This window comes from Bacteroides sp. AM54-2NS (assembly GCF_003602935.1).
In the GTDB taxonomy this organism is placed as follows: Bacteria; Bacteroidota; Bacteroidia; order Bacteroidales; family Bacteroidaceae; genus Bacteroides; species Bacteroides xylanisolvens.
The window spans coordinates 125,586-151,380 of sequence record NZ_QTMZ01000008.1; the positions used below are offsets into that span (position 1 = coordinate 125,586).

A 25,795-nucleotide genomic window follows, 5' to 3' on the forward strand; every position below is an offset into this window, starting at 1 on the left:
ATTAACACAGATTTTTTATAATCCGTGATGAATATGGGTTATAATAGTTTTACAAATTCGTCGAACAGGAATTCCGTATCCGTAGGTCCACTCGCTGCTTCCGGATGGAATTGTGCAGAAAACCAAGGGTTTCTTTTATGCTTGATTCCTTCGTTAGAGCCATCATTCATATTAATAAATAACGGTTCCCAATCTGCACTCAACGTATTATTGTCTACGGCATAACCGTGGTTTTGCGAAGTGATGAAGCAACGTTCCGTACCTACCATACGCACCGGTTGGTTGTGGCTACGGTGACCGTATTTCAATTTATAAATCTTGGCTCCTCCCGCTTTCGATAGCAGTTGGTTACCCATGCAGATTCCGAAAATAGGCAGTTTCTCGTTTGCCATCGCCTTGCGGATATTCTGCACCGCAGCATCACAGGTATCCGGATCCCCCGGTCCGTTAGAAATAAACAGTCCGTCAAATTCGAGTCCGTTATAATCATAATCCCAAGGTACACGGATCACCTCTACATTACGTTTCAGCAGACAACGAATGATATTAGTCTTCACACCGCAATCTACCAAAACAACTTTTTTTAATGAAGAATGAGGAATGAAGAATGAAGAATTAGCTGCGCTGTGGCTGCTTGTTCCACTAGGGAAATAATGAAAAATTTCTTTACAGGAAACCTGGTCTACATAGTTTATATCGCTATAAGACGGAAATTCTTCATTCTTCATTCTTAATTCTTCATTTTCAAATACTATTTTCCCCATCATTACTCCATGTTCACGAAGCACTTTAGTCAGCTCGCGCGTATCAATGCCCGTGATACCAAGAACCTTTTCGCGTTTCAACCAGTCACCGAGGCTCTCCACAGCGTTCCAATGGCTGTATTCATAAGAATAGTCACTTACGATAATCGCTTCCGCGTGGATCTTCTCACTTTCCATGAAAGTGGCAAGTCCATTCGGCTCGATAGTAAAAGGAGGAACACCGTAGTTACCTACCAAAGGATAGGTAAGCGTCATCAACTGTCCGGCGTATGAAGGGTCAGTGAGGCTCTCCGGATATCCGGTCATGGCAGTATTAAACACTACTTCGCCCGCCACCGGCTTCTCGTAGCCAAACGACTTACCGGAAAACCGGCTCCCGTCGTCAAGGATTAATGTCACATTTCTCATTCTTATTATTGAATCGTTGTATGGTTGTTAGAATTGATACATTTGTTCTATATAGTCGATGAACGCCCGGTTCACCATTTTCACACCACCCGGTGTAGGGTAGTTACCGCTAAAATACCAGTCGCCTTTATGATGCGGACAAGCCTCGTGCAATCCCTCCAACGTTGATAGACGATTTCCACTTTCGCCTTGGTTCCCTTGGGTGTCAGCAGTTCTACCATTTTGGCAGAGATTTCCTCATCAGTGAACGGAGCATAAATATCTTTCACATAGTTTACCATCTGCTCTTTCGGCAGTCCTACCTGCTCTTTCGATTTACGATAGGCGGCCGCAATCACATCTTTCATATCCCGTTCCTTTAAAAGTTCGACAGCAGCCCTGAAGGCGATAAACTCGCTCATCTTTGCCATATCAATACCGTAATAGTCAGGATAACGCACCTGCGGAGAAGAAGATACAATGACAATCTTCTTCGGACCGAGACGGTCGAGAATACCGATAATACTTTGTTTCAGCGTAGTACCGCGCACAATGCTGTCGTCGATAATCACCAGATTATCAACACCGGGTACAAGACTTCCGTATGTAATATCATACACATGGGCAGCCAAATCATTACGACTGTTTCCTTCGGCGATGAACGTACGGAGCTTAATATCCTTGATTGCCACCTTTTCGCTGCGAATACGACGGGAAAGAATAACTTCCAATTCCTCCATATTCGGGTTATGCCCCAATGCAGCGATCTGCTGCACTTTCTCCTCATTCAAGTAATCATCCAGTCCCTGCAACATTCCATAGAAAGCAACCTCCGCAGTGTTGGGAATAAAAGAGAAGACCGTATGATCGATATCATTATTGATTGCTTTCAATATTCTCGGAACCAACTTTTCGCCCAGCCGTTTCCTTTCTTTATAAATATCGACGTCACTGCCACGGGAAAAATAGATACGTTCGAAGGAACAAGCCTGATTTTCGCGCGGCTTATTGATTTGCGAAGTACGTATCTTACCTTCTTTGCTAATCAACAATGCCTGCCCCGGTTGCAGTTCCTTGATTTCCTCAAACGGAACATTCAAAGCTGTCTGGATAACCGGACGTTCGGAAGCAAGAACAGCAATCTCGTCATCCTGATACCAAAATGCAGGCCGGATGCCCCACGGGTCACGGATAGCGAAAGATTCACCGCTTCCGGTCAATCCACAAATAACATACCCCCCATCCCATTCGCGACTGGAAGTACGCAGTACGTTTGCCAAATCAATATATTCTTCTATATAATGCGTGATGCCCATGCCCGTAAGCCCTTCGGCTTCGGCAAGATTGAATACACGCTCCACTTCACGGTCAAGACGGTGTCCCACCTGTTCCAACATGATATATGTATCGGCATATTTACGCGGATGCTGGCCAATGGCAGTGATACGGGCAAATATTTCGTCCACATTCGTCATATTGAAGTTTCCGCAAAGAGCGAGATTCTTGGCACGCCAGTTATTTCTTCTTAAAAATGGATGCACGTATGAGATTCCGGATTTTCCCGTAGTGGAATAACGAAGATGCCCCATATATACTTCCCCGGCAAAAGGCAGGACTCGTTTGGCATACGCAGCATCATGCAACTGTTCGGGAGTGAGCTCCTTAAAATTGTTTTGAACATTTTCAAAGATCTCCGTAATAGCTCCGGAGCCTAAAGCACGTTCACGAAACATATATTCTTCACCCGGATTTGCTTCCAGTTTCACACATGCCAGTCCCGCACCTTCCTGTCCACGGTTATGTTGTTTCTCCATTAACAGGTAGAGCTTATTAAGACCGTACATCCATGTTCCGTACTTTTTCTCGTAATACTCCAACGGTTTAAGCAAGCGTATCATGCAACGCCACATTCATGTTTCAATTGTTCCATCTATACTATTTACGATTTGACGATTTACTATTTACGATTTAAATTACCACCTGCCAATCAAACAACTTACTATCTATCATTGATTCTTCAATCGTAAATAGTAAATAGTAAATTGTCTAATTGTAAATCACATTACTCCACCGTTACCGACTTCGCCAGATTTCTCGGCTGGTCTACATCCATCCCCTTACATACCGCAATGTGATAAGCAAGAAGTTGGAGAGGTACCGTAGTAATTAACGGATCGAGACACTCTATTGTTTCAGGAAGTTCGATACTACAATCGGCAATCTTGCTGATAACCGTATCTCCCTTCGTAACGAACGCAATCACTTTTCCCTTCCTCGCCTTGATCTCCTGAATATTACTTAGCACTTTTTCGTACAGTCCATTCTGCGTAGCAATCACCACTACCGGCATTTCCGCGTCAATCAAGCAATCGGTCCGTGCTTCATCTCGGCAGCCGGATAACCTTCGGCGTGAATATACGATATTTCTTTCAATTTCAATGCACCTTCCAAGGCAACAGGATAACTATATCCGCGTCCCAGGTAAATAAAGTTATGCGCATACGTGAAAGTTTTCGATAACTCCGCCAGGGTATCATTCAGTTTCAGCACTTCTTTCATCTTCTCCGGAATATGATTTAATTCCTGTACTATTGAAAGATAATGCCGTTCGTCAATTGTTCCTTTCGCTTTGGCAAGCGTCAATGCCAGCATTGCCAACACAGTGACTTGTCCGGTAAACGCTTTGGTGGAAGCGACTCCGATTTCCGGACCTACGTGGATATACGAACCGGTGTGAGTGGCACGGGGAATAGAAGACCCGATAGCATTGCAAATACCATATATAAATGCTCCGCGGCTTTTTGCCAATTCCACAGCAGCCAAAGTATCCGCAGTCTCACCGCTTTGGGAGATTGCTATCACTACATCCTGCTCGTCAATCACCGGATCACGGTAACGGAATTCGGAAGCATACTCCACTTCCACCGGTATGCGGCAGAAACTTTCAATCAGGTGTTTTCCAATCAGTCCGGCATGCCAGGAAGTTCCGCAGGCAACGATAATAAACCGCTTGGCGTTCAGCAGCTTTTCCCGATGATCGATCACAGCGGAAAGTACCACATTGTCTGCTTCCACATTGATACGTCCGCGCATACAATCATGAATACAATCGGGCTGTTCGAAGATCTCTTTCAACATAAAATGCGGATATCCCCCTTTTTCCAGCTGGCCGAGATTAAGCTCCACCTTTTTAATTTCAGGTGTCATTTCAACATTACTCAAGTTGACCACCTTCAATTCTTTTCCCAGATGGAGAACAGCAATTTCTCCGTCTTCCAGATAAACCACCTTATCTGTATATTCTACAATCGGAGTGGCATCCGAAGCAAGGAAGAACTCGTCCGCTCCAATCCCCACTACCAGCGGGCTACTCTTACGGGCAGCAATAATCTCATTGGGATGCTCTTTATCAAGAATCGCAATCGCATAGGCACCAATCACTTCTCCCAACGCCAATTGAACGGCTGTCAGCAAACTGACTTGATTAGTGACTTTCATGTATTCTATTAATTGAACAAGGACTTCGGTATCTGTACTACTTTTAAAAATATAGCCTTTGGCTTGAAGTTTTTCTTTGAGAACGGCGTAGTTTTCGATAATACCGTTATGAATGAGAGCGAGCTTTTCGGAAGAAGAGTAATGAGGGTGGGCGTTAGCGGAACAAGGTTCCCCGTGAGTAGCCCAACGAGTATGGGCAATTCCGATTGTACCGGAAATATCTTTTTGTGTGACGAAATTTTCAAGATCGGAGACTTTTCCTTTCGTCTTATACACATTTAACTGTCGGTCATCACTGATGATTGCTACCCCCGCGCTATCATATCCACGATACTCCAGTCGCTTCAGCCCTTTTATAAGGATAGGGTAGGCTTTTCGTTTACCAATATAGCCTACTATTCCACACATATTATGATATTTTTATTTCGACTGCAAATATACACATTACAAATAACATAAAGACAACAAAAAGCATATTTATTTGACAGAAACGCATAAAAAAGTTGTAAACACATCAAAAAGTTAAATAATATATTATTTTTAGCTCAAAAAGAAACAAATTACAATTAGCTCACCATTCACCCAAAAGAGCTAACAAATTAAAAGTAAATCTCCTTCTTTTAATTACAAATTAGAAGAAGACAGGCTCTTCTTTTAATTTCGCGTTACAGAAAACTTATATTTTACTATCATTTTGAAATTAAATCACTAACTTTGCCGAACAAATTGACACTTCAATTAGGTATTATCATACAATAAAGCTAGTAAGAATGAAGAAACAAGAACTTTTTAACAACGTAACAGAAGGATCCCCTTACCAACGACAGCCCAAACAGATGGGCTTGTACAATGCGGCATACGAACACGATGCCTGCGGTGTTGGTATGCTGGTAAACATTCATGGAGAAAAGTCACACGACATTGTTGAGTCGGCTTTAAAGGTATTAGAGAACATGCGCCACCGCGGCGCCGAAGGTGCGGATAACAAAACTGGCGACGGTGCAGGTATCATGCTGCAAATTCCGCATGAGTTTATTTTATTGCAAGGTATTCCTGTACCCGAAAAAGGACGGTACGGCACAGGATTGCTATTTTTGCCGAAAAATGAGAAAGACCAGGCAGCCATTTTAAGTATCATTATTGAAGAAATTGAAAAAGAAGGACTCACATTGATGCATCTGCGCAATGTGCCCACCTGCCCTGAAATTCTAGGAGAATCTGCTTTGGCAAACGAACCTGACATCAAGCAGGTGTTTATCACCGGATTTACAGAAACGGAAACGGCCGACCGGAAGTTATATCTGATCCGGAAAAGAATCGAGAATAAGGTCAGACTGTCATCCATTCCGACAAAGGACGATTTTTATGTTGTTTCGCTTTCTACAAAAAACATTATATATAAAGGTATGCTTTCGTCGTTGCAACTGCGCAACTACTATCCGGACCTGACGAATAGCTATTTTACCAGCGGACTGGCACTGGTGCACTCCCGTTTCAGTACCAACACATTCCCTACATGGGGATTGGCACAACCATTCCGCCTTCTGGCACACAACGGTGAAATCAACACGATCCGTGGTAACCGCGGATGGATGGAAGCCCGCGAAAGCGTACTCTCCACTCCTACCTTGGGTGACATAAAAGAACTTCGCCCGATTATACAACCGGGCATGAGCGACAGTGCTTCCCTGGACAATGTACTGGAGTTCCTGGTGATGTCGGGGTTGAGCCTGCCACACGCTATGGCTATGCTCGTGCCGGAATCTTTCAACGAAAAGAATCCCATCAGCGAGGATCTGAAATCATTCTACGAATATCACTCTATCCTGATGGAACCGTGGGACGGACCGGCTGCACTTCTCTTCAGTGACGGACGATTTGCCGGAGGTATGCTCGACCGCAACGGTCTGCGCCCTGCCCGTTATCTGATTACTAAAAACGATATGATGGTAGTGGCTTCGGAAGTCGGTGTGATGGATTTCGAACCGGGAGACATCAAAGAAAAAGGCCGCTTACAGCCCGGTAAGATTTTGCTGGTAGATACAGAAAAAGGTGAAATTTATTATGATGGCGAACTGAAAAAACAGTTGGCTGAAGCCAAACCTTACCGCACCTGGTTGTCTACAAACCGAATCGAACTGGATGAACTGAAGAGCGGACGCAAAGTACCTCATCATGTAGAAAACTACGACTGTATGCTTCGCACTTTCGGCTACTCCAAAGAGGATATCGAAAAACTGATTATGCCGATGGCAAGCACCGGAGCAGAACCGATCCATTCAATGGGTAATGATACTCCGTTAGCTGTACTTTCGGATAAGCCGCAATTGCTTTACAACTATTTCCGGCAGCAATTTGCACAAGTGACCAATCCTCCCATCGACCCGCTCCGCGAAGAACTGGTAATGTCATTGACAGAATACATCGGGGCAGTCGGCATGAATATCCTGACACCCAGTGAGAGTCATTGCAAAATGGTCCGCCTCAATCATCCGATTTTGAGCAACACACAACTGGATATTCTTTGTAATATCCGCTATAAAGGTTTCAAAACAGTCAAACTGCCCATGTTATTTGAAGCAGCGAAAGGGAAAGCCGGATTGCAGGAGGCACTGAACAGCCTCTGTAAAATGGCGGAAGAATCTGTGACGGAAGGCGTAAACTACATTGTCCTGACCGACCGTGACGTGGATATTACCCATGCCGCTATTCCTTCATTGCTGGCGGTAAGCGCCGTTCATCACCACCTGATTTCAGTTGGTAAACGTGTACAAACAGCATTGATTGTAGAAAGCGGTGAAATACGTGAGGTGATGCACGCTGCGTTATTACTGGGTTTCGGAGCAAGTGCCCTGAATCCTTACATGGCATTCGCCGTTCTCGACCGCTTGGTTAAAGACAGGGATATTCAGTTGGATTATGCCACTGCTGAAAAGAATTATATCAAATCCATCTGCAAAGGCTTGTTTAAAATCATGAGTAAAATGGGGATCTCTACCATCCGCTCTTATCGTGGTGCAAAGATCTTCGAAGCTGTCGGTTTGAGCGAAGAATTGAGTAAGGCCTATTTTGGTGGACTCGGTTCGCCCATCGGAGGTATTCGCTTGGAAGAAATAGCCAGAGATGCCATTGCTTTCCACAAGGAAGGAGTGGGAGAAGTTGAGAGTGGAGAGTTGAGAGTGGAGAGTGAGGCTCCGCATGGCAACCCTCAACTCTCAACTCTCCATTCTCAACTTCTTACCGGTTTGTATGCTTTCCGTAAAGACGGAGAAGAGCATGCATGGAATCCGGAAACAATCAGTACGCTGCAATTGGCTACACGGATGGGGAGTTATAAGAAGTTTAAAGAATATACTCATTTGGTAGACGAAAAAGAAAAGCCTATTTTCCTTCGTGACTTTCTGGGATTCCGTCGTAACCCGATTTCGATCGATCAGGTAGAACCGGTGGAAAACATTCTGCATCGTTTCGTCACGGGGGCCATGTCTTTTGGTTCTATCAGCAAAGAGGCTCATGAGGCAATGGCTATTGCCATGAATAAAATTCACGGACGCAGCAATACCGGTGAAGGTGGCGAGGACGCTGCCCGTTTCCAACCGCTGCCTGATGGCAGTTCCTTACGAAGTGCAATCAAGCAGGTAGCTTCCGGACGTTTCGGTGTAACGGCAGAATATCTGGTTAATGCGGACGAGATTCAGATTAAGATAGCACAGGGGGCAAAGCCGGGTGAAGGCGGACAACTTCCGGGATTTAAAGTGAATGATGTGATTGCAAAAACACGCCATTCCATTCCGGGAATTTCACTGATTTCTCCCCCACCTCATCATGATATTTATTCGATTGAGGATTTGGCACAATTAATCTTCGATCTGAAAAATGTAAATCCACAGGCCAAAATCAGTGTGAAACTAGTAGCAGAAAGCGGTGTCGGTACGATTGCCGCCGGGGTGGCAAAAGCAAAGGCGGACCTGATTGTCATCTCCGGTGCTGAAGGGGGAACAGGTGCTTCTCCGGCTTCTTCTATCCGTTATGCGGGCATCTCACCGGAATTGGGATTGAGCGAGACACAACAAACATTGGTTTTGAACGGACTTCGTGGGCAAGTAGTTCTGCAAGCCGACGGACAACTGAAAACCGGACGTGACATCATCTTAATGGCGCTAATGGGTGCCGAAGAATATGGCTTCGCCACCTCGGCATTGATTGTATTAGGGTGTGTAATGATGCGCAAATGCCATCAGAATACTTGTCCGGTGGGAGTTGCCACACAGAATGAGGAATTACGTAAACGCTTTCATGGGCGTAGTGAATATTTGGTAAATTTCTTCACATTCCTGGCACAGGAGGTCCGCGAGCATTTGGCCGAAATGGGATTCACCAGAATGGATGATATTATCGGGCGCACAGACTTGATCGAACGCAAATCCGTTGCCAACGACCCGAATCCGAAACATGCGTTAATCGACTTCACCAAATTGCTGGCACGCATTGATAACAACGCGGCTATTCGCCATGTCATCGATCAGGATCATGGTGTTTCTACTGTAAAGGATGTAACCCTCATTGATGCGGCACAGGAAGCTATTGAACATGAGAAAGAGATTTCTTTAGAATATACGATTGCCAATACAGACCGTGCAATAGGTGCCATGCTCTCCGGAGTGATTGCCAAGAAATACGGTGCCAAAGGATTGCCGGAACATACGCTGAATGTGAAGTTCAAAGGCTCGGCAGGTCAGTCTTTCGGGGCTTTTCTCGTACCGGGAGTTAATTTTAAACTGGAAGGTGAAGCGAACGATTATCTGGGTAAAGGATTGAGCGGCGGACGCATCTCCGTATTGCCCCCTATCCGCAGCAACTTCGAAGCCGAAAAGAATACAATTGCTGGTAATACCTTGCTTTATGGAGCAACAAGCGGTGAAGTATATATCAACGGTCGTGTAGGAGAACGTTTCGCAGTTCGTAACTCCGGTGCAGTTGCCGTAGTGGAAGGTGTGGGCGACCATTGTTGCGAATACATGACAGGAGGTCGTGTGGTAGTCCTCGGACAAACCGGACGTAACTTTGCAGCCGGTATGAGTGGCGGTGTGGCTTATGTATGGAACAAGGATGGCAACTTCGATTATTTCTGCAACATGGAAATGGTGGAACTGTCACTCATCGAAGAAGCCAGCTACCGGAAGGAGCTACACGAACTAATCCGCCAACATTATCTGTACACAGGCTCAAAACTAGCCCGTACCATGCTTGACAACTGGAATCATTATGCAGAACAGTTCATCCAAGTAGTACCCATCGAATACAAAAAAGTATTGCAGGAGGAACAGATGAGAAAATTACAACAAAAAATTGCAGACATGCAAAGAGACTATTAGATTTACAAATTGACTATTTACAATTTACTATTTGAATGTATAGTCTGTAAATAGTCAAATAGCAAATGACAAGATAGTCTAAAAATAGTAAATAGTAAATCGTCAAATAGTAAATAACAAGATGGGAGATCCTAAAGCATTTCTAAATATACCTCGACAAGAGGCGGGATACCGCCCTGTAAACGAGCGAATCGCTGACTATAGTCAGGTAGAACAGACTTTGAATACAAACAGCCGTAAATTGCAGGCGTCACGCTGTATGGATTGCGGCGTACCTTTCTGTCATTGGGCATGCCCGATAGGAAATAAACAACCGGAATGGCAGGATGCATTATACAGGGGAAAATGGAAGGAGGCATACGAAGTATTGTCGTCTACTTGCGATTTTCCGGAATTTACAGGACGTATTTGTCCTGCCCTTTGCGAGAAATCGTGTGTGTTGAAACTTTCCTGCGATCAGCCGGTGACTATTCGCGAGAATGAAGCAGCTATCGTGGAAGCGGCTTTTCGTGAAGGATATATACAGGTAAAAACACCGAGAAGAAACGGAAAGAAAGTGGCGGTGATTGGTGCGGGTCCTGCCGGATTGGTAGTGGCTAATCAGCTGAATTTAAAAGGATATAGCGTTACTTTATTCGATAAGGATGAAGCGCCCGGAGGGTTATTACGGTTCGGTATTCCTAATTTCAAACTGGATAAGAATGTAATTGACCGACGGATGAAGATATTGGCTGCAGAAGGAATACAGTTTGAAATGGGAGTAGAAATAGACATCAATCATTTGCCGGAAGGATTCGACGCTTACTGCATCTGTACCGGAACGCCGACTGCACGTGATTTGAGTATTCCGGGACGTGAACTGAAAGGCATCCATTTCGCACTTGAAATGCTGGCACAGCAGAACAGGATTCTGGCAGGACAGACTTTCCCGAAAGACAAATTGGTGAATGCCAAAGGCAAAAAAGTACTTGTGATAGGTGGCGGAGATACCGGTTCCGACTGCATCGGAACCAGTGTGAGACAGGGAGCCGTCAGTGTCACTCAAATCGAAATCATGCCGAAACCTCCTGTCGGCTACAATCCGGCTACTCCTTGGCCACAATGGCCGGCAGTCTTCAAAACGACTTCCAGCCATGAAGAAGGTTGTACACGCCGCTGGTGCCTGGCTTCCAATCAGTTCCTCGGAAAGAATGGAAAAGTGACAGGTGTAGAAGTGGAAGAAGTGGAATGGATTCCGGCAGCAGATGGCGGACGTCCCACGATGAAACCAACAGGGAAGAAGGAAGTCATCGAAGCTGATATGGTATTATTGGCGATGGGATTCCTGAAACCGGAGCAACCGAAATTTGCAAAGAATGTATTCCTAGCCGGTGATGCCGAGACTGGCGCCAGCCTGGTGGTACGTGCCATGGCGGGAGGACGAAAGGCTGCTGCGGAAATAGATGCTTATCTAATACAATAAGTTTTGCAACAGTGTACAACAAGAAGCTCGATTGCTATTACCGGTTCGTTCCATATCTGTGGAACTAAAGGATAACAGATATGGAACTAAAGGGAAACAGTTGTGGAACTAAACGATAACAATTATGGAACGAATTAAGAATAGCTAATCAGCTTCTTAGAAATAGCGAATAAACAATCAACAGATTACATTACCCCCTCTAAAAATTAAAGTTATGTGTGGAATAGCAGGTATACTCAACATCAAAGTTCAAACGAAAGAACTAAGAGATAAAGCACTGAAAATGGCCCAGAAGATCCGTCATCGCGGACCGGACTGGAGCGGAATCTATGTAGGCGGAAGTGCCATCCTGGCACACGAACGCCTTTCTATTGTCGACCCGCAGAGTGGCGGACAACCGTTATACTCTCCCGATCGTAAACAGGTGCTCGCCGTCAACGGTGAGATTTACAATCACCGTGATATTCGCGCTAAATATGCGGGAAAATATAACTTTCAGACTGGAAGTGACTGTGAGGTAATTCTTGCCCTTTACAAAGATAAAGGCATCCATTTTTTGGAAGATATCAGCGGTATCTTCGCTTTCGTGCTTTATGATGAGGAAAAGGATGAATTTCTAATTGCCCGCGATCCGATAGGGGTTATTCCTTTATATATAGGAAAAGATAAAGAGGGAAAAATCTACTTCGGCAGCGAATTGAAAGCTCTCGAAGGATTTTGTGACGAATATGAAGTATTCCTCCCCGGACATTATTTCTATAGCAAAGAGGGAAAAATGAAACGTTGGTATTCGCGCGGCTGGACAGAATATGAAACCGTCAAAGAGAATGATGCACAAACCGAGGATGTGAAAGTGGCATTGGAAGAGGCTGTGCACCGCCAGTTAATGAGTGACGTACCGTATGGAGTGTTGCTTTCGGGCGGGTTGGATAGTTCTGTTATCTCTGCTATTGCCAAAAAATATGCGGCAAAACGTATAGAAACAGACGGTGCAAGCGATGCGTGGTGGCCTCAACTCCACTCTTTCGCCATCGGTCTAAAGGGTGCCCCCGATTTGATTAAAGCGCGTGAAGTAGCCGAATATATCGGTACCGTTCATCATGAGATCAACTACACCGTTCAGGAGGGGCTGGACGCCCTGCGTGATGTTATTTATTTCATCGAGACGTATGATGTAACTACCGTACGCGCTTCCACTCCCATGTATTTATTGGCGCGTGTCATTAAATCAATGGGAATCAAAATGGTGTTGAGCGGTGAAGGTGCCGATGAAGTTTTCGGGGGGTATCTGTATTTCCACAAGGCCCCTACTCCACAGGCATTTCACGAAGAAACAGTACGTAAACTTTCAAAGTTGCACATGTACGATTGCCTCCGTGCCAATAAAAGTTTATCAGCATGGGGAGTAGAAGGACGCGTACCTTTCCTTGATAAAGAATTTCTCGACGTGGCAATGAACCTGAACCCGAAAGCTAAAATGTGCCCCGGAAAAAACATCGAGAAACGAATTGTTCGCGAAGCCTTTGCCGATATGTTACCGGAAAGTGTGGCTTGGAGACAGAAAGAGCAGTTCAGTGACGGTGTAGGATATTCATGGATTGACACATTGAGAGAGATCACAGCAGCTGCCGTGAGCGATGAGCAAATGGAACATGCTGCCGAACGTTTCCCGATCAATACGCCACAAAACAAAGAAGAGTACTACTATCGTAGCATTTTCGAAGAGCATTTCCCCAGTGAAAGTGCAGCACGCACCGTCCCCAGTGTTCCTAGCGTAGCTTGCTCCACAGCAGAAGCTCTGGCATGGGATATCGCTTTCAGAAATCTGAACGAGCCTAGCGGACGTGCAGTGAAAGGAATACATGAAGAGGCCTATACTTAACTGATAAAAAATAACGGAAACAGCAAATTCTGTTATTCTTTTGTAGCATTTCTATTCTAAAATCCCAAGGATTAACGCAGATTAGCATATTATCGGCTGATTTGCGTTATCTTTTTTATAATTTTGAGGCCAAACCCAATTAAATCTATCAAACTTTTAAAAGATCAAACAAATGAATTTAAAAAAAATGATGATGGCTTCTGCCCTTCTAATGGCTGCTTGCTGTATGCAGGCACAGACAAAAGTGATAGCTCACCGCGGTTTCTGGAAAACTCCGGGATCATCGCAGAACAGTATTTCATCACTTCTAAAAGCAGATTCCATCGGTTGTTACGGTTCAGAATTTGACGTATGGATCGCGAAGGATAACAAGTTAGTGGTTAACCATGATCCTGTATATAAGATGAGGCCGATGGAATATTCCAAAGGTGATGCGCTGACCGGACTTAAATTATCCAACGGAGAAAACTTACCCAGCCTGGAACAGTATCTGGAAACCGGAAAAAACTGTAAAACCCAATTGATTCTCGAACTGAAAGCACATAGCAACAAGAAACGTGAGACTAAAGCGGTGCAAGGAATTGTTGCCATGGTGAAGAAAATGGGACTGGAAAACCGTATGGAATATATCACGTTCTCTCTACATGCCATGAAAGAGTTTATCCGTCTGGCTCCTGCCGGTACTCCGGTATATTACCTTAACGGAGAATTGTCTCCCAAAGAGCTGAAAGAACTTGGTGCTGCCGGTCTGGACTATCACATGGGAGTGATCAAGAAACACCCCGAATGGATCAAAGAAGCGCACGACCTCGGCTTGACAGTCAACGTATGGACAGTAGACGAAGTAGAAGATATGAAATGGCTGATCGAGCAAAAGGTAGATTTCATCACCACTAACGAACCGGTCATCTTACAAGAAGAATTAAAGAAGTTCTAATCCTGAAAGGACACTTTTTTAAAAGCAAATTGAACAGCAAGCTTGAAGAAAAGACTCTTTGGGCTTGCCATAACAAAGAAATAGTGCTACCTTTGTATGTTGAATTAACAATGAAAGGAGAAAGCAAAGTGGCAAAGCCAATAAAAGAAACCCCAATTTTGTTTGGGGAGGATGCCCGGAAATTTGAAGCGCGAATGAAAGAAAAACGTAGAGAGACACCGGAACAAAAAGCAATCAGATTGAAACGTTACAAAGCCGTAATGAACGTTTTCAAAGATTGATAAGTATGATTTTAACAGAAGAAATATTTCAAGAGACATATATAGTGCGCCGCTTGAAAATGAAAAACGATTAAGAAGTTATCCGGCAGCGAAGATTTGTCGTTTAGGAGTAGATCGTTTAGTGAAGGGTACAGGCATGGGCTCATTCCTTTTAGCTTTTATTCAGAGCTATTTTGTTATAAATAATAAAACAGGGTGCCGCTTTCTTACCGTAGATGCCTATTCCGAAGCTGTTCCATTTTATATAAAGAATGGTTTTGTCCCGCTGACACCTGAAGATGAAAATTCTTCTACTCGTTTGTTGTTTTTTTGATTTGAATGATATTGTTGATGATGAAGTATCAGAAGGATAATAATTATGTTATATATAAGAAAAAGTGCTATTATTCAGTAAGTTTAACTCACGTGATAGCACTTTTTTAATAAACCGACAGATGAAATTACAATCTTTCATCTTATTGAAAATCATCCAATACCTCTTTTAATTCTTCTACCGTAAGCTCTCCTACCTGCCTCCAAAGTTCATGCCCCTTATGCAATAGAAGGAAAGCCGGTACTGTTTCTACATTATGCGCATCGGCAATTGTTCTATTCTCTTCTGCATTCACTCTAATCAATTCCACAGTTCTCTTTTCGTAAGTTCGAAGCACAGGCCCTATCCACTCATAATGAGGGGACCAATCGGCATAGAACACCACCAACACCAGATGGTTGGTTTTAACTGCTGTTTCTAATTGTTTCTCTATATTCATATCGCTACGTTTTTATATTAATGATAGTGCTAAAACAATGAATACAGAAAAAGGTTCTTCAAAACACTCCGCGAACAATATGATAGAGAAATAAGGATTTTCACTTTCATATCGTCAAAAGAAAAAAGATATATTTCTTGTTTTTATAACTGGTTTTATGGATTATCAGGACTAAATATTCTTCATATATTATGAAAGAATATGCAAAGCGATTCGCTCAAATAACAGTTTATTAATATATGAATATATATAATTCCAAATTATAACTAAACATAGCCGTATGAAAGGCAATTATAAGTTCACAGAAAATTAATAGAGATTAGACATACTTTTCAATAAAATATAAAGCAAAAAGTCATATCTTTGCATTGTAATAAAACAAAAGGATACAACAACCAACAAATACCAATCAAAATGACAACAAGAATTAAGTTCACTAAAATGCATGGAGCAGGAAATGACTACATATATGTAGACACGACCAGATATCCGATAGCAGACCCTGAAAAGAAGGCAATCGAATGGAGCAAGTTTCATACAGGAATCGGAAGCGATGGACTTATATTGATTGGTGTCTCTGATAAAGCAGATTTCAGTATGCGTATTTTCAATGCCGACGGTTCGGAAGCAATGATGTGTGGCAATGGTAGCCGCTGCGTAGGCAAATATGTATATGAATACGGATTGACTGATAAAACAGAAATAACTTTGGATACACTATCGGGAATTAAAATTCTGAAATTGCAGGTAGAGGGAAAAACAGTCAGTACAGTCACCGTAGATATGGGCAGTCCGCAAGAAACAGGAGAGATTGATTGGGGAAAGAAATATCCTTTCCAATCTACTAAAGTATCAATGGGTAATCCACATCTCGTCACATTTGTTGATGACATTACCCGAATTAATCTGCCGGAAATCGGTCCTGAACTGGAGAATCATCCTCTCTTTCCCGACAGAACGAATGTAGAGTTTGCACAGATCGTCGGTAAAGACACCATACGGATGAGAGTGTGGGAAAGAGGATCGGGAATTACTCAAGCTTGCGGGACAGGTGCCTGCGCCACAGCAGTAGCCGCCTTCATCAACGGACTTGCAGGAAGAAAAAGTGATGTGATAATGGATGGAGGGACAGTTACCATCGAATGGGATGAAACCTCCGGACATATATTAATGACCGGACCGGCAACTAAGGTTTTCGATGGGGAAATTGTTGAAGAAGTTGAGAGTTGAGAATGGAGAGTTGAGAATGAATAGTAATAGAAACTTAAAACAATAACAAGATGGCATTAGTAAACGAGCATTTTTTAAAATTACCGGGAAGTTATTTATTCTCGGATATAGCGAAAAAGGTAAATACTTTCAGGATAACGCATCCCAAACAGGACATCATCCGGCTAGGTATCGGCGACGTTACGCAGCCACTTCCTCCAGCCTGTATAGAAGCAATGCATAAAGCGGTAGAAGAACTGGCCGGCAAAGATACATTCCGCGGATATGGTCCTGAACAGGGATATGATTTTCTGATTGAAGCAATCATAAAGAACGATTTCGCTCCACGCGGGATTCATTTCTCGGCATCCGAGATTTTTGTCAGTGACGGTGCTAAAAGCGATACCGGAAATATAGGTGATATTCTTCGCCACGACAATAGCGTAGGTGTTACAGATCCCATTTATCCGGTTTACATAGACAGTAACGTTATGTGCGGACGCGCCGGAGTATTGGAAGAAGAAACGGGTAAATGGAGCAACGTTACTTATATGCCTTGCACAAGTGAGAACAACTTTATCCCGGAAATTCCGGACAAACGGATAGACATCGTTTATCTCTGTTATCCGAACAACCCGACAGGGACCACCTTAACCAAACCGGAACTGAAAAAGTGGGTGGATTATGCCTTGGCAAACGATACACTGATTCTGTTCGATGCCGCTTACGAGGCATATATCCAGGACGAGAATGTCCCCCACTCTATCTATGAGATTAAGGGAGCTAAAAAGTGCGCGATTGAATTCCGTAGTTTTTCAAAAACGGCAGGATTTACAGGAGTACGCTGCGGATATACCGTAGTTCCGAAAGAGCTCACTGCCGCCACTCTGGAAGGCGATCGCATACCACTCAACAGATTGTGGAACCGTCGCCAGTGTACTAAGTTTAACGGCACTTCTTATATTACCCAACGGGCAGCAGAAGCCGTTTACAGTGCAGAAGGCAAGGCACAGATTAAGAAAACAATCGACTATTATATGACCAACGCAAAAATCATGAAGGAAGGCTTGGAAGCCACGGGACTGAAAGTATACGGCGGCATCAACGCTCCCTACTTGTGGGTGAAAACTCCGAACGGACTTTCTTCATGGCGATTCTTCGAACAGATGTTGTATGAAGCCAATGTGGTCGGTACTCCCGGTGTAGGTTTCGGCCCAAGCGGTGAAGGGTATATCCGTTTAACTGCATTCGGCGAACGCAACGACTGTATCGAAGCGATGAGAAGAATAAAGAACTGGCTCTGATTGAATGAATAATGGATAGCGGGAAATAGAAAGTTCAACATGCCCCCATTAAACGAACATCATCATTCCTACAGGATCAGTTATCCATAATCAGTTATCCATAAAAAACGATAGTATTTTGCGCGCTACTATATAACAAATGGACCGTACATCCACATTTTTCTAACTTTTAAAGGTAAAAAGACGATGAAAACGACGATTAACAACAAATTGGGGGTAATAACAGTAGCATTATTACTGTCAGGACTTGTCCCGTCTACAATGATGGCACAAGATAAGGTAGAAGCTTCCGTTGGGGCAGATTTGGTAAGTGGTTACATCTGGCGCGGTCAGAATTTAGGCGGAGTTAGCGTCCAGCCTTCACTGGGAATCTCTTACAAAGGTTTATCACTCGGAGCATGGGGATCAGTGGGAATTGAATCCAAAGATGCAAAAGAGTTTGACTTAACTCTCGGTTATTCAATTGGTGGATTTAGTGTTTCAATAACGGATTATTGGTTTGATAAAACATATACAGGGGATGTAGATGAATACGGAAAGGAGATTTATACAACCAATAAATATTTCCAATATGGGGCCTATTCTACAGCACATGTATTTGAAGCACAAGTGGGATATGATTTCGGTCCGCTAGCCGTCAACTGGTACACAAACTTTGCAGGTGCCGACGGTGTGAAAGAAAACGGCAAAAGAGCTTATTCTTCTTACCTCGCACTTAGCGCACCTTTCAAATTGGGAGGTCTCGACTGGACAGTAGATTTAGGTATGGTTCCTTGGGAAACGACTTTTTATAATGGCTATACCAGTGGATTCTGCGTAACAGACATCAGTCTCGGAGCATCCAAGGAGATTAAAATCACAGATTCCTTCTCCGTACCGACATTTGCCAAAGTAACAGTGAACCCACGCACTGAAGGAGCCTACTTTGCTTTCGGACTAAGTTTTTAAGAGAGAGAATTTACAATACAAAGAGCGTATAGGGATTAGAAAAGGTAGTTAGAGTTTAGATTTTATCGGTTTGTTGTATGGTAACCTGCTATGGCTGCCGCTACCCTATACCTCTTTCTTTTACAGGACACACTAATATTTAAGGTATATGAAAAAGATTGAAGCTATTATCCGTAAAACCAAATTCGAAGACGTAAAAGACGCCCTACTCGAAGCGGACATCGAATGGTTCTCTTATTACGATGTAAGAGGCATTGGAAAAGCACGGCAAGGACGTATCTACCGTGGCGTAGTTTATGACACCAGCACCATTGAACGAATTTTGATCTCTATTGTCGTGCGCGACAAGAATACCGAGAAAACAGTACAGGCTATCATCAAAGCTGCACAAACCGGAGAAATCGGTGACGGACGTATTTTCGTCATTCCTATTGAAGACGCTATCCGCATACGCACTGCCGAACGTGGTGACATAGCCCTCTACAATGCAGAACAAGAACGTTAATCGGCAGCGGCAAGGTGCCGCTCCCAGGTTTCCTTGCGGATCATAACGTTTATAAAGAGGTTTACAACATCACTAATAAATAATAGGTATAAAATAAGATAATTATTATGGATACAAAATATAAAAGCCATAGCTTCGTAAAGCTGTGGATAGCCACTACTATATTCATTTTGTGCTGTTTTACTACTGATATGTCGGCACAAAACACGGCCGCTGCCGATACAGTTGCAGCAGTTACAGAAACAATTACCGAAGTCGTTACCGCTCCTGCCGAAGAAGCATCAGCAGCTCCCGATACGGTTGGTGAATTAGCTCTTGGATTAAATACTGTATGGATGTTGCTTGCAGCAATGCTCGTATTCTTCATGCAGCCGGGATTTGCATTAGTAGAAGCAGGTTTTACCAGAGTGAAAAATACTGCCAACATTCTGATGAAGAACTTTGTAGACTTCATGTTCGGCTCTTTACTATACTGGTTTATCGGTTTCGGATTGATGTTCGGCGCAGGCGGATTCATCGGAATGCCCCACTTCTTCGACCTTTCTTTCATTGATAATGGTCTGCCAACCGAAGGATTCCTCATATTCCAAACCGTATTTTGTGCGACAGCAGCTACAATTGTATCAGGAGCCATGGCAGAACGCACAAAATTCTCCATGTATATCGTCTACACCATCTTTATCAGTGTACTGATTTATCCGATATCCGGTCACTGGACATGGGGCGGAGGCTGGTTGATGAACGGTGAAGAAGGTTCTTTCATGATGAGTCTCTTCGGAACCACCTTCCATGACTTTGCCGGTTCTACGGTCGTTCACTCTGTAGGTGGATGGATTGCTTTGGTAGGTGCTGCCATTCTTGGTCCCCGTATCGGTAAATATGGTAAAGACGGCAAATCAAAAGCTATCCCAGGCCATAGCCTGACTATTGCCGCACTAGGCGTATTCATTCTTTGGTTCGGATGGTTCGGATTCAACCCCGGTTCTCAATTGGCAGCAGCAACCGAAGCCGATGCTATCGCCATCTCCCACGTATTCCTGACAACGAATCTGGCTGCTTGTGCCGGTGGTTTCTTCGCTCTGTTGGTGAGCTGGATGAAATATGGAAAACCTTCCCTGTCATTGACACTGAATGGTATCTTGGCAGGGCTGGTAGGCATCACAGCAGGATGTGACGCAGTATCTCCTGCAGGAGCAGCCTTAATAGGTGCAATATGTGGTGTCGTAATGATATTCTCCGTTGACTTCATTGACAAGGTGTTAAAGATAGACGATCCGGTAGGTGCATCTTCTGTACATGGTGTTTGTGGCTTTTTAGGAACTATTCTTACAGGTTTGTTCTCCACCAGTGAAGGTTTATTCTATGGCTACGGTTTCGGATTCCTCGGTGCACAAATATTTGGAGCATTGGTAGTAGGTGCATGGGCAGCAGGCATGGGATTCATCATTTTCAAAACGCTTGATAAGATTCACGGACTTCGCGTTCCGGCACGTATCGAAGAAGAAGGTCTTGATATTTACGAACACGGAGAATCTGCTTACAACTAATTTAGTGATGAACGGTTTAGTGATTAGTGAAAGACAGCTACGCACAACTTACTACTAATCACTACCCCGCTAATCACAGAAAAAACTTCCGGACAGGTTGATCGCCTTTCCGGGAACCACATAACAAAGTAATTATTTACTCTAACATATTTAACAACAAATCAAATCAGGTATTATGTCAAAACTTAGATTCAGAGTAGTAGAGACAGCTTTCAAGAAAAAGGCTGTTGAGGTAGCAACACCTGCCGAACGTCCTTCGGAGTATTTCGCCAAGTATGTATTCAACAAGGAGAAAATGTTCAAATACCTTCCCAGCAAGGTATACAATGCACTGATTGACGCCATTGACAACGGTGCTCCGCTAGATCGCAGTATTGCCGACGAGGTAGCTGCCGGCATGAAGAAATGGGCCATTGAAATGGGTGTTACTCATTATACGCACTGGTTCGCACCGCTGACCGAAGGCACAGCTGAAAAACATGATGCTTTCGTTGAACATGATGGCAAAGGCGGTATGATGGAAGAATTTACTGGTAAACTGCTTGTACAGCAGGAACCGGATGCTTCTTCTTTCCCGAATGGCGGTATCCGTAACACATTCGAAGCCCGTGGTTACAGCGCATGGGACCCCTCATCACCTGCTTTCATTGTAGATGATACACTTTGCATCCCAACTGTGTTTATTGCATATACCGGTGAAGCTCTCGACTATAAAGCTCCCTTGCTGAAAGCATTGCGTGCCGTAGATAAAGCTGCTGTAGACGTATGTCGTTACTTCAACCCGGAAGTGAAAAAAGTAGTTGCTTACTTGGGCTGGGAACAGGAATACTTCCTCGTAGACGAAGGATTGTATGCCGCACGCCCGGACTTGCTAATGACCGGTCGTACTTTGATGGGACATGACAGTGCCAAAAACCAACAGTTGGAGGACCACTACTTCGGTGCTATCCCCACCCGCGTAGCCGCTTTCATGAAGGATCTCGAAATTGAAGCGTTAAAGCTGGGTATTCCTGTTAAGACCCGTCACAACGAGGTTGCCCCGAACCAGTTCGAGTTAGCCCCCATCTTTGAAGAGTGTAACCTTGCTAACGACCATAACTTGCTGATTATGTCATTGATGCGTAAGGTTAGTCGCCGTCATGGTTTCCGCGTACTGCTTCATGAAAAACCTTTTAAGGGCGTCAACGGATCGGGCAAACACAACAACTGGTCGCTGGGAACTGACACGGGCATTTTATTAATGGGACCGGGTAAGACTCCGGAAGATAACCTGCGTTTTGTTACTTTCGTCGTAAACACATTGATGGCAGTTTATCATCATAACGGATTGTTGAAAGCTTCTATCTCCAGCGCTACCAACGCCCACCGTCTGGGAGCTAATGAGGCACCTCCTGCCATCATCTCCTCTTTCCTAGGGAAGCAATTGTCGCAGGTATTGGATCACATTGAAAACAGTACGAAAGATGATTTGATTAGTCTTAGCGGCAAACAGGGAATGAAGTTGGATATTCCGCAGATTCCCGAATTGTTGATTGATAATACTGACCGTAACCGTACCTCTCCTTTTGCTTTCACCGGAAACCGTTTTGAGTTCCGTGCCGTAGGTTCCGAGGCAAACTGTGCGTCTGCCATGATTGCATTGAACTCTGCCGTAGCAGACCAATTGGTGAAGTTTAAGAAAGATGTGGATGCTTTGATTGAAAAAGGAGAACCTAAAGTGTCTGCCATTCTCGAAATTATCCGTGGATATATCAAGGAATGTAAAGCGATTCATTTTGACGGCAATGGTTACAGCGACGAATGGAAGAAAGAAGCAGCCCGTCGTGGACTGGATTGCGAAACCAGTGTTCCTGTTATCTTCGATAACTACCTGAAACCGGAAACCATTGCCATGTTCGAAGCTACCGGTGTAATGACAAAGAAAGAACTGGAAGCCCGCAACGAAGTGAAATGGGAAACATATACGAAGAAGATTCAGATCGAGGCGCGTGTATTGGGTGATTTGGCTATGAACCATATCATTCCGGTGGCCACTCAATATCAAACGGATTTAATTAATAATGTCTATAAGATGCAATCTCTTTTCCCGGCAGAAAAGGCAGCGAAATTGTCTGCTAAAAACCTGGAACTTATTGAAGAGATTGCCGACCGCACAGCCTTCATCAAGGAACATGTAGATGCAATGATTGAAGCTCGTAAGGTTGCGAACAAGATAGAAAGCGAACGGGAAAAAGCCATTGCCTACCACGACACGATCGTTCCGGCACTGGAAGAAATCCGCTACCACATCGATAAGTTGGAACTCATTGTTGACAACCAGATGTGGACGCTTCCGAAATACAGGGAACTGTTATTTGTGAGATAGAAAAAAAGAACGGTGAACGATAAACGGTGAACGGCGAACAAGTTGTATTGCAACGCATTTACACTCACAGTTCATCGTTATGAAATTATCTATTTCTTTTGTTGGTTGTTTTAAGTTTGCGGGGAGGGGTGCTGTGAAGCAGTCCTCTTCTTTTTTATTCGATTATCTTTGCATCCTCAATATCATCATCGTCATGTACCACCGGAGTCTTCGGACGACGACGGGTAAACTTGAACCAGTTGATTAATTCGGTAAGCGAATAAACCAAACTACTCACACCAATAATTATAAATGCAGTATTACGTGCTCCTGTCGGATTAAACAAAGCGATGATACCTGCAATAAGAATCAATGAAGGAACCAGGTAAAACGCTCCCGGAACAGGCATCCACCGACGTGCCATCGATAAAGAAGCAATCTGTTGCACTCCTCCCATTATCAGGATAAATCCCAATAGAAACATCAGAACATCTGCAAAGAATTCAGGCATCACAATCAGCCAAAGTCCAAATAATAAACTGCCGATTCCTTCTATCGGGAAACGGGGAGCCGCCTCACCTTCCTGTCTTTTCCGGCCGAAATAGCCAAAAAGGCTGATAACACCAGGAATCAAAAAGGCAACACCAACTGTAATGACAATGTAGCTGGCAGCCGCATTTGGCCAAATAACGAGCACCAATCCTATCACAAGTGCAAAGAGAATACGAATAAGGGAATAATTCATTGTTTTCATAAATTCTATATTTTTTAACCGAGTCTGTTCCAATACTTTTGCGAATATAAGTGTTTCTACTGATATATAAAAATAACAAATAAACATTGTAATAAGTTCGTAATAATATCGTTATGACGATTACATCCCACATTGATATTTTTGCAAAAAATTTAGACGGTTCTCTTTCAGTATGAAACAAAGTGAAATAAAAAAATCACTGCAAGATATATATGAAACATTGAAAGCTCTCTACCGAACAGTGTATCAAGCAATATAAGTTGAAACCGGACCGGGCCGATGTTCTTGTACCTGCTGCTGAAATATTTCTCGAGATAGCTACTCATATAAAAGCCACCGGAATTATTGTACCTACCATCAGACTGTTCGACGGTATCATCAATAGTCTGTACACGCAAAATATGAACAAGGTTTAATTCTCTACAATCTTGATGCATCAATACAAAAAGCTCCTGATACTAGTGTATATTCAAACTTTGTATCGGGAGTTTTTGTCTCATCTTGCTATAATGTACAGATTCGTCCTTAAAGAGGTAAATATTCAAATTTTGTTCTCTATATTTGTGCAACTATATATTTGATAAGATGGATATAAAACTTAGAATTGAGCAACCTTCGGATTATAATGAAACCGAAAATGTCACACGGGAAGCCTTTTGGAATCATTTTTCTCCGGGGTGTGACGAACATTATCTGCTCCATATCATGCGTAACCATCCCAAATTTGTACCGGAACTCGATATTGTTGCAGAACTTAATGGCAAGATTGTCGGCAATGTGGTCTGCCTTAAATCATTTATCATGGCAGATGACGGTAACCAATATGAAGTATTGAGTCTGGGGCCTATTTCTGTTCTTCCCGAATATCAACAGAAAGGTATTGGAGGAAAAATGATTGCGCTGACCAAAGAACGAGCTTTCGATATGGGATTTCGTGCCATTTTACTTTGCGGTGATCCGGATTATTACCTCCGGCAAAGATTCATTCCTGCTGAAACATTAGGGATTCGCACCGAAGATAATATGTATGCCACAGCTCTTCATGTTTATGAATTATATGATAATGCTTTAGCCAACGCTAAAGGACGTTACATAGAAGATGAAATATATCAGGTCGATAAATCAGCTGCTAATGAGTTCGATAAGCGATTCCCTCCAAAGGAAATTATAGTTGGCACTCCGTCACAAAAGCGGTTCGATCAGATAGTAGTGATGCGGAGAAAAGCGATTTAAGTTTATTCAACCTTAAATCGCTTGATTTGTACATTACGGAAGTTCTATCGTGCTATGCCATCAAGCAACTATTATTCAACATAGCTACTATTCTTTGTCTCTTCATAGTTACAAAGCATTAAAATATATAATTGTAACAGAGAGAAAAAATGCCTTAACAATTGATGAAACCTATCTTATAGAAACTATAGTTTACAAAAAGTCACCATTGACACTTTGTAATTCTTAATCTACCAGGAATCGTTTCTTTCCTCCCTTTTATTGGAATAAAGAGTTTCTGCCACTGTAGAGGAATTTGCTCAAATCGTTATTCTATAATCAGGCACGATATATACACTTTTTGATACATCATCAAAACATTTACCACCAAAGAGAGATTATCTATACCAATAAAGTTTCCTTTTATTCTTTTCTATTTATCATTATCAAAGACCGAAATAGAAAAATCAATGGAAGGAAAGTAGAAAATACTAACAATATTTACGACATAGCGACACTATCCCAATGGTTTGCTTACTCTATCCATAGCTTTTGGTGACATTATCCGCATCTTTTGCTTACTTTATCCTTATGTTTTTCACAAATATAACGATGCTTTTCCGATAAAAACACG

16 protein-coding genes and 3 pseudogenes are annotated in these 25,795 nt (G+C 43.2%); 14 read left to right on the forward strand and 5 right to left on the reverse strand.

Annotated elements, in window-relative coordinates:
• Nucleotides 1-38: 38 nt before the first annotated feature.
• The 3 genes and pseudogenes from carA to glmS all read right to left on the reverse strand — a co-directional run bounded on the left by carA (nucleotide 39) and on the right by glmS (nucleotide 5,057).
• Nucleotides 39-1,172 carry a glutamine-hydrolyzing carbamoyl-phosphate synthase small subunit gene (gene carA / locus DXA05_RS07710; RefSeq protein WP_128859007.1) on the reverse strand — a complete coding sequence of 378 codons (1,134 nt, stop codon included), beginning with the start codon at nucleotides 1,170-1,172 and terminating at the stop codon, nucleotides 39-41.
• Between the two features lie 27 nt (nucleotides 1,173-1,199).
• Nucleotides 1,200-3,081, reverse strand: a pseudogene (locus DXA05_RS07715) (amidophosphoribosyltransferase).
• A gap of 132 nt (nucleotides 3,082-3,213) precedes the next feature.
• Nucleotides 3,214-5,057, reverse strand: a pseudogene (glmS, locus tag DXA05_RS07720) (glutamine--fructose-6-phosphate transaminase (isomerizing)).
• Between the two features lie 362 nt (nucleotides 5,058-5,419).
• Here glmS and gltB point away from each other — a divergent pair.
• From gltB to DXA05_RS07745, 6 genes are all read left to right on the forward strand, one after another.
• A complete protein-coding gene (gene gltB / locus DXA05_RS07725) occupies nucleotides 5,420-10,024 on the forward strand; it encodes a glutamate synthase large subunit (protein ID WP_128859008.1) in 4,605 nt (1,534 codons plus the stop codon).
• 121 nt (nucleotides 10,025-10,145) lie between these two features.
• Nucleotides 10,146-11,486, forward strand: a complete 1,341-nt coding sequence (locus DXA05_RS07730) for a glutamate synthase subunit beta (protein WP_128859009.1) — start codon at nucleotides 10,146-10,148, stop codon at nucleotides 11,484-11,486.
• 214 nt (nucleotides 11,487-11,700) lie between these two features.
• A complete protein-coding gene (asnB, locus tag DXA05_RS07735; RefSeq protein ID WP_128859010.1) occupies nucleotides 11,701-13,368 on the forward strand; it encodes an asparagine synthase B in 1,668 nt (555 codons plus the stop codon).
• 172 nt (nucleotides 13,369-13,540) lie between these two features.
• Entirely contained in the window at nucleotides 13,541-14,305 is a 765-nt protein-coding gene (locus tag DXA05_RS07740; protein WP_165861485.1) for a glycerophosphodiester phosphodiesterase family protein, read from the forward strand.
• Between the two features lie 110 nt (nucleotides 14,306-14,415).
• Nucleotides 14,416-14,586 carry a hypothetical protein gene (locus tag DXA05_RS26445; protein ID WP_153882613.1) on the forward strand — a complete coding sequence of 57 codons (171 nt, stop codon included), beginning with the start codon at nucleotides 14,416-14,418 and terminating at the stop codon, nucleotides 14,584-14,586.
• A gap of 136 nt (nucleotides 14,587-14,722) precedes the next feature.
• The gene (locus DXA05_RS07745; RefSeq protein ID WP_284515463.1) at nucleotides 14,723-14,899 is read left to right on the forward strand and encodes a hypothetical protein; all 177 of its coding nucleotides are present in this window, start codon (nucleotides 14,723-14,725) and stop codon (nucleotides 14,897-14,899) included.
• 142 nt (nucleotides 14,900-15,041) lie between these two features.
• Here the strand turns inward: DXA05_RS07745 and DXA05_RS07750 are convergent, their stop codons facing one another.
• Nucleotides 15,042-15,338 carry a thioredoxin family protein gene (locus DXA05_RS07750; RefSeq protein WP_007752259.1) on the reverse strand — a complete coding sequence of 99 codons (297 nt, stop codon included), beginning with the start codon at nucleotides 15,336-15,338 and terminating at the stop codon, nucleotides 15,042-15,044.
• Nucleotides 15,339-15,752: 414 nt separating this feature from the next.
• On the opposite strand from DXA05_RS07750, the gene dapF reads away from it, so the two are divergent.
• From dapF to DXA05_RS07780, 6 genes are all read left to right on the forward strand, one after another.
• Complete coding sequence (gene dapF / locus DXA05_RS07755; protein WP_074910638.1) at nucleotides 15,753-16,568, forward strand: diaminopimelate epimerase; 816 nt, start codon at nucleotides 15,753-15,755, stop codon at nucleotides 16,566-16,568.
• A gap of 50 nt (nucleotides 16,569-16,618) precedes the next feature.
• Complete coding sequence (locus tag DXA05_RS07760) at nucleotides 16,619-17,851, forward strand: LL-diaminopimelate aminotransferase (protein ID WP_074705247.1); 1,233 nt, start codon at nucleotides 16,619-16,621, stop codon at nucleotides 17,849-17,851.
• Nucleotides 17,852-18,037: 186 nt separating this feature from the next.
• Nucleotides 18,038-18,799, forward strand: coding sequence for a hypothetical protein (locus DXA05_RS07765; RefSeq protein ID WP_118217875.1), 762 nt, complete (start codon nucleotides 18,038-18,040; stop codon nucleotides 18,797-18,799).
• 148 nt (nucleotides 18,800-18,947) lie between these two features.
• Complete coding sequence (locus DXA05_RS07770) at nucleotides 18,948-19,304, forward strand: P-II family nitrogen regulator (RefSeq protein ID WP_004303701.1); 357 nt, start codon at nucleotides 18,948-18,950, stop codon at nucleotides 19,302-19,304.
• Nucleotides 19,305-19,411: 107 nt separating this feature from the next.
• Nucleotides 19,412-20,851 carry an ammonium transporter gene (locus DXA05_RS07775; protein ID WP_055234777.1) on the forward strand — a complete coding sequence of 480 codons (1,440 nt, stop codon included), beginning with the start codon at nucleotides 19,412-19,414 and terminating at the stop codon, nucleotides 20,849-20,851.
• 175 nt (nucleotides 20,852-21,026) lie between these two features.
• The gene (locus tag DXA05_RS07780) at nucleotides 21,027-23,216 is read left to right on the forward strand and encodes a glutamine synthetase III (protein WP_009040499.1); all 2,190 of its coding nucleotides are present in this window, start codon (nucleotides 21,027-21,029) and stop codon (nucleotides 23,214-23,216) included.
• Nucleotides 23,217-23,370: 154 nt separating this feature from the next.
• Here the strand turns inward: DXA05_RS07780 and DXA05_RS07785 are convergent, their stop codons facing one another.
• Nucleotides 23,371-23,949, reverse strand: a complete 579-nt coding sequence (locus DXA05_RS07785) for a DUF308 domain-containing protein (protein WP_004315724.1) — start codon at nucleotides 23,947-23,949, stop codon at nucleotides 23,371-23,373.
• Between the two features lie 175 nt (nucleotides 23,950-24,124).
• Here DXA05_RS07785 and DXA05_RS07790 point away from each other — a divergent pair.
• Nucleotides 24,125-24,365 (forward strand): annotated as a pseudogene (locus DXA05_RS07790) (Ppx/GppA family phosphatase); the annotation flags it as partial.
• Between the two features lie 169 nt (nucleotides 24,366-24,534).
• Nucleotides 24,535-25,182 (forward strand): N-acetyltransferase, encoded by a 648-nt coding sequence (locus DXA05_RS07795; RefSeq protein ID WP_032811781.1) that lies wholly within the window; start codon nucleotides 24,535-24,537, stop codon nucleotides 25,180-25,182.
• Nucleotides 25,183-25,795 lie beyond the last annotated feature (613 nt).

Coding starts and splice junctions, on each gene's coding strand:
- carA (WP_128859007.1), bottom strand. CDS start 1,172: ATGAGAAATGTGACATTAATCCTTGACGACGGGAGCCGGTTTTCCGGT.
- asnB (WP_128859010.1), top strand. CDS start 11,701: ATGTGTGGAATAGCAGGTATACTCAACATCAAAGTTCAAACGAAAGAA.
- DXA05_RS07760 (WP_074705247.1), top strand. CDS start 16,619: ATGGCATTAGTAAACGAGCATTTTTTAAAATTACCGGGAAGTTATTTA.
- DXA05_RS07740 (WP_165861485.1), top strand. CDS start 13,541: ATGAATTTAAAAAAAATGATGATGGCTTCTGCCCTTCTAATGGCTGCT.
- DXA05_RS07775 (WP_055234777.1), top strand. CDS start 19,412: ATGGATACAAAATATAAAAGCCATAGCTTCGTAAAGCTGTGGATAGCC.
- gltB (WP_128859008.1), top strand. CDS start 5,420: ATGAAGAAACAAGAACTTTTTAACAACGTAACAGAAGGATCCCCTTAC.
- dapF (WP_074910638.1), top strand. CDS start 15,753: ATGACAACAAGAATTAAGTTCACTAAAATGCATGGAGCAGGAAATGAC.
- DXA05_RS07780 (WP_009040499.1), top strand. CDS start 21,027: ATGTCAAAACTTAGATTCAGAGTAGTAGAGACAGCTTTCAAGAAAAAG.
- DXA05_RS07745 (WP_284515463.1), top strand. CDS start 14,723: ATGGGCTCATTCCTTTTAGCTTTTATTCAGAGCTATTTTGTTATAAAT.
- DXA05_RS07770 (WP_004303701.1), top strand. CDS start 18,948: ATGAAAAAGATTGAAGCTATTATCCGTAAAACCAAATTCGAAGACGTA.
- DXA05_RS07785 (WP_004315724.1), bottom strand. CDS start 23,949: ATGAAAACAATGAATTATTCCCTTATTCGTATTCTCTTTGCACTTGTG.
- DXA05_RS07795 (WP_032811781.1), top strand. CDS start 24,535: ATGGATATAAAACTTAGAATTGAGCAACCTTCGGATTATAATGAAACC.
- DXA05_RS07765 (WP_118217875.1), top strand. CDS start 18,038: ATGAAAACGACGATTAACAACAAATTGGGGGTAATAACAGTAGCATTA.
- DXA05_RS07750 (WP_007752259.1), bottom strand. CDS start 15,338: ATGAATATAGAGAAACAATTAGAAACAGCAGTTAAAACCAACCATCTG.
- DXA05_RS26445 (WP_153882613.1), top strand. CDS start 14,416: ATGAAAGGAGAAAGCAAAGTGGCAAAGCCAATAAAAGAAACCCCAATT.
- DXA05_RS07730 (WP_128859009.1), top strand. CDS start 10,146: ATGGGAGATCCTAAAGCATTTCTAAATATACCTCGACAAGAGGCGGGA.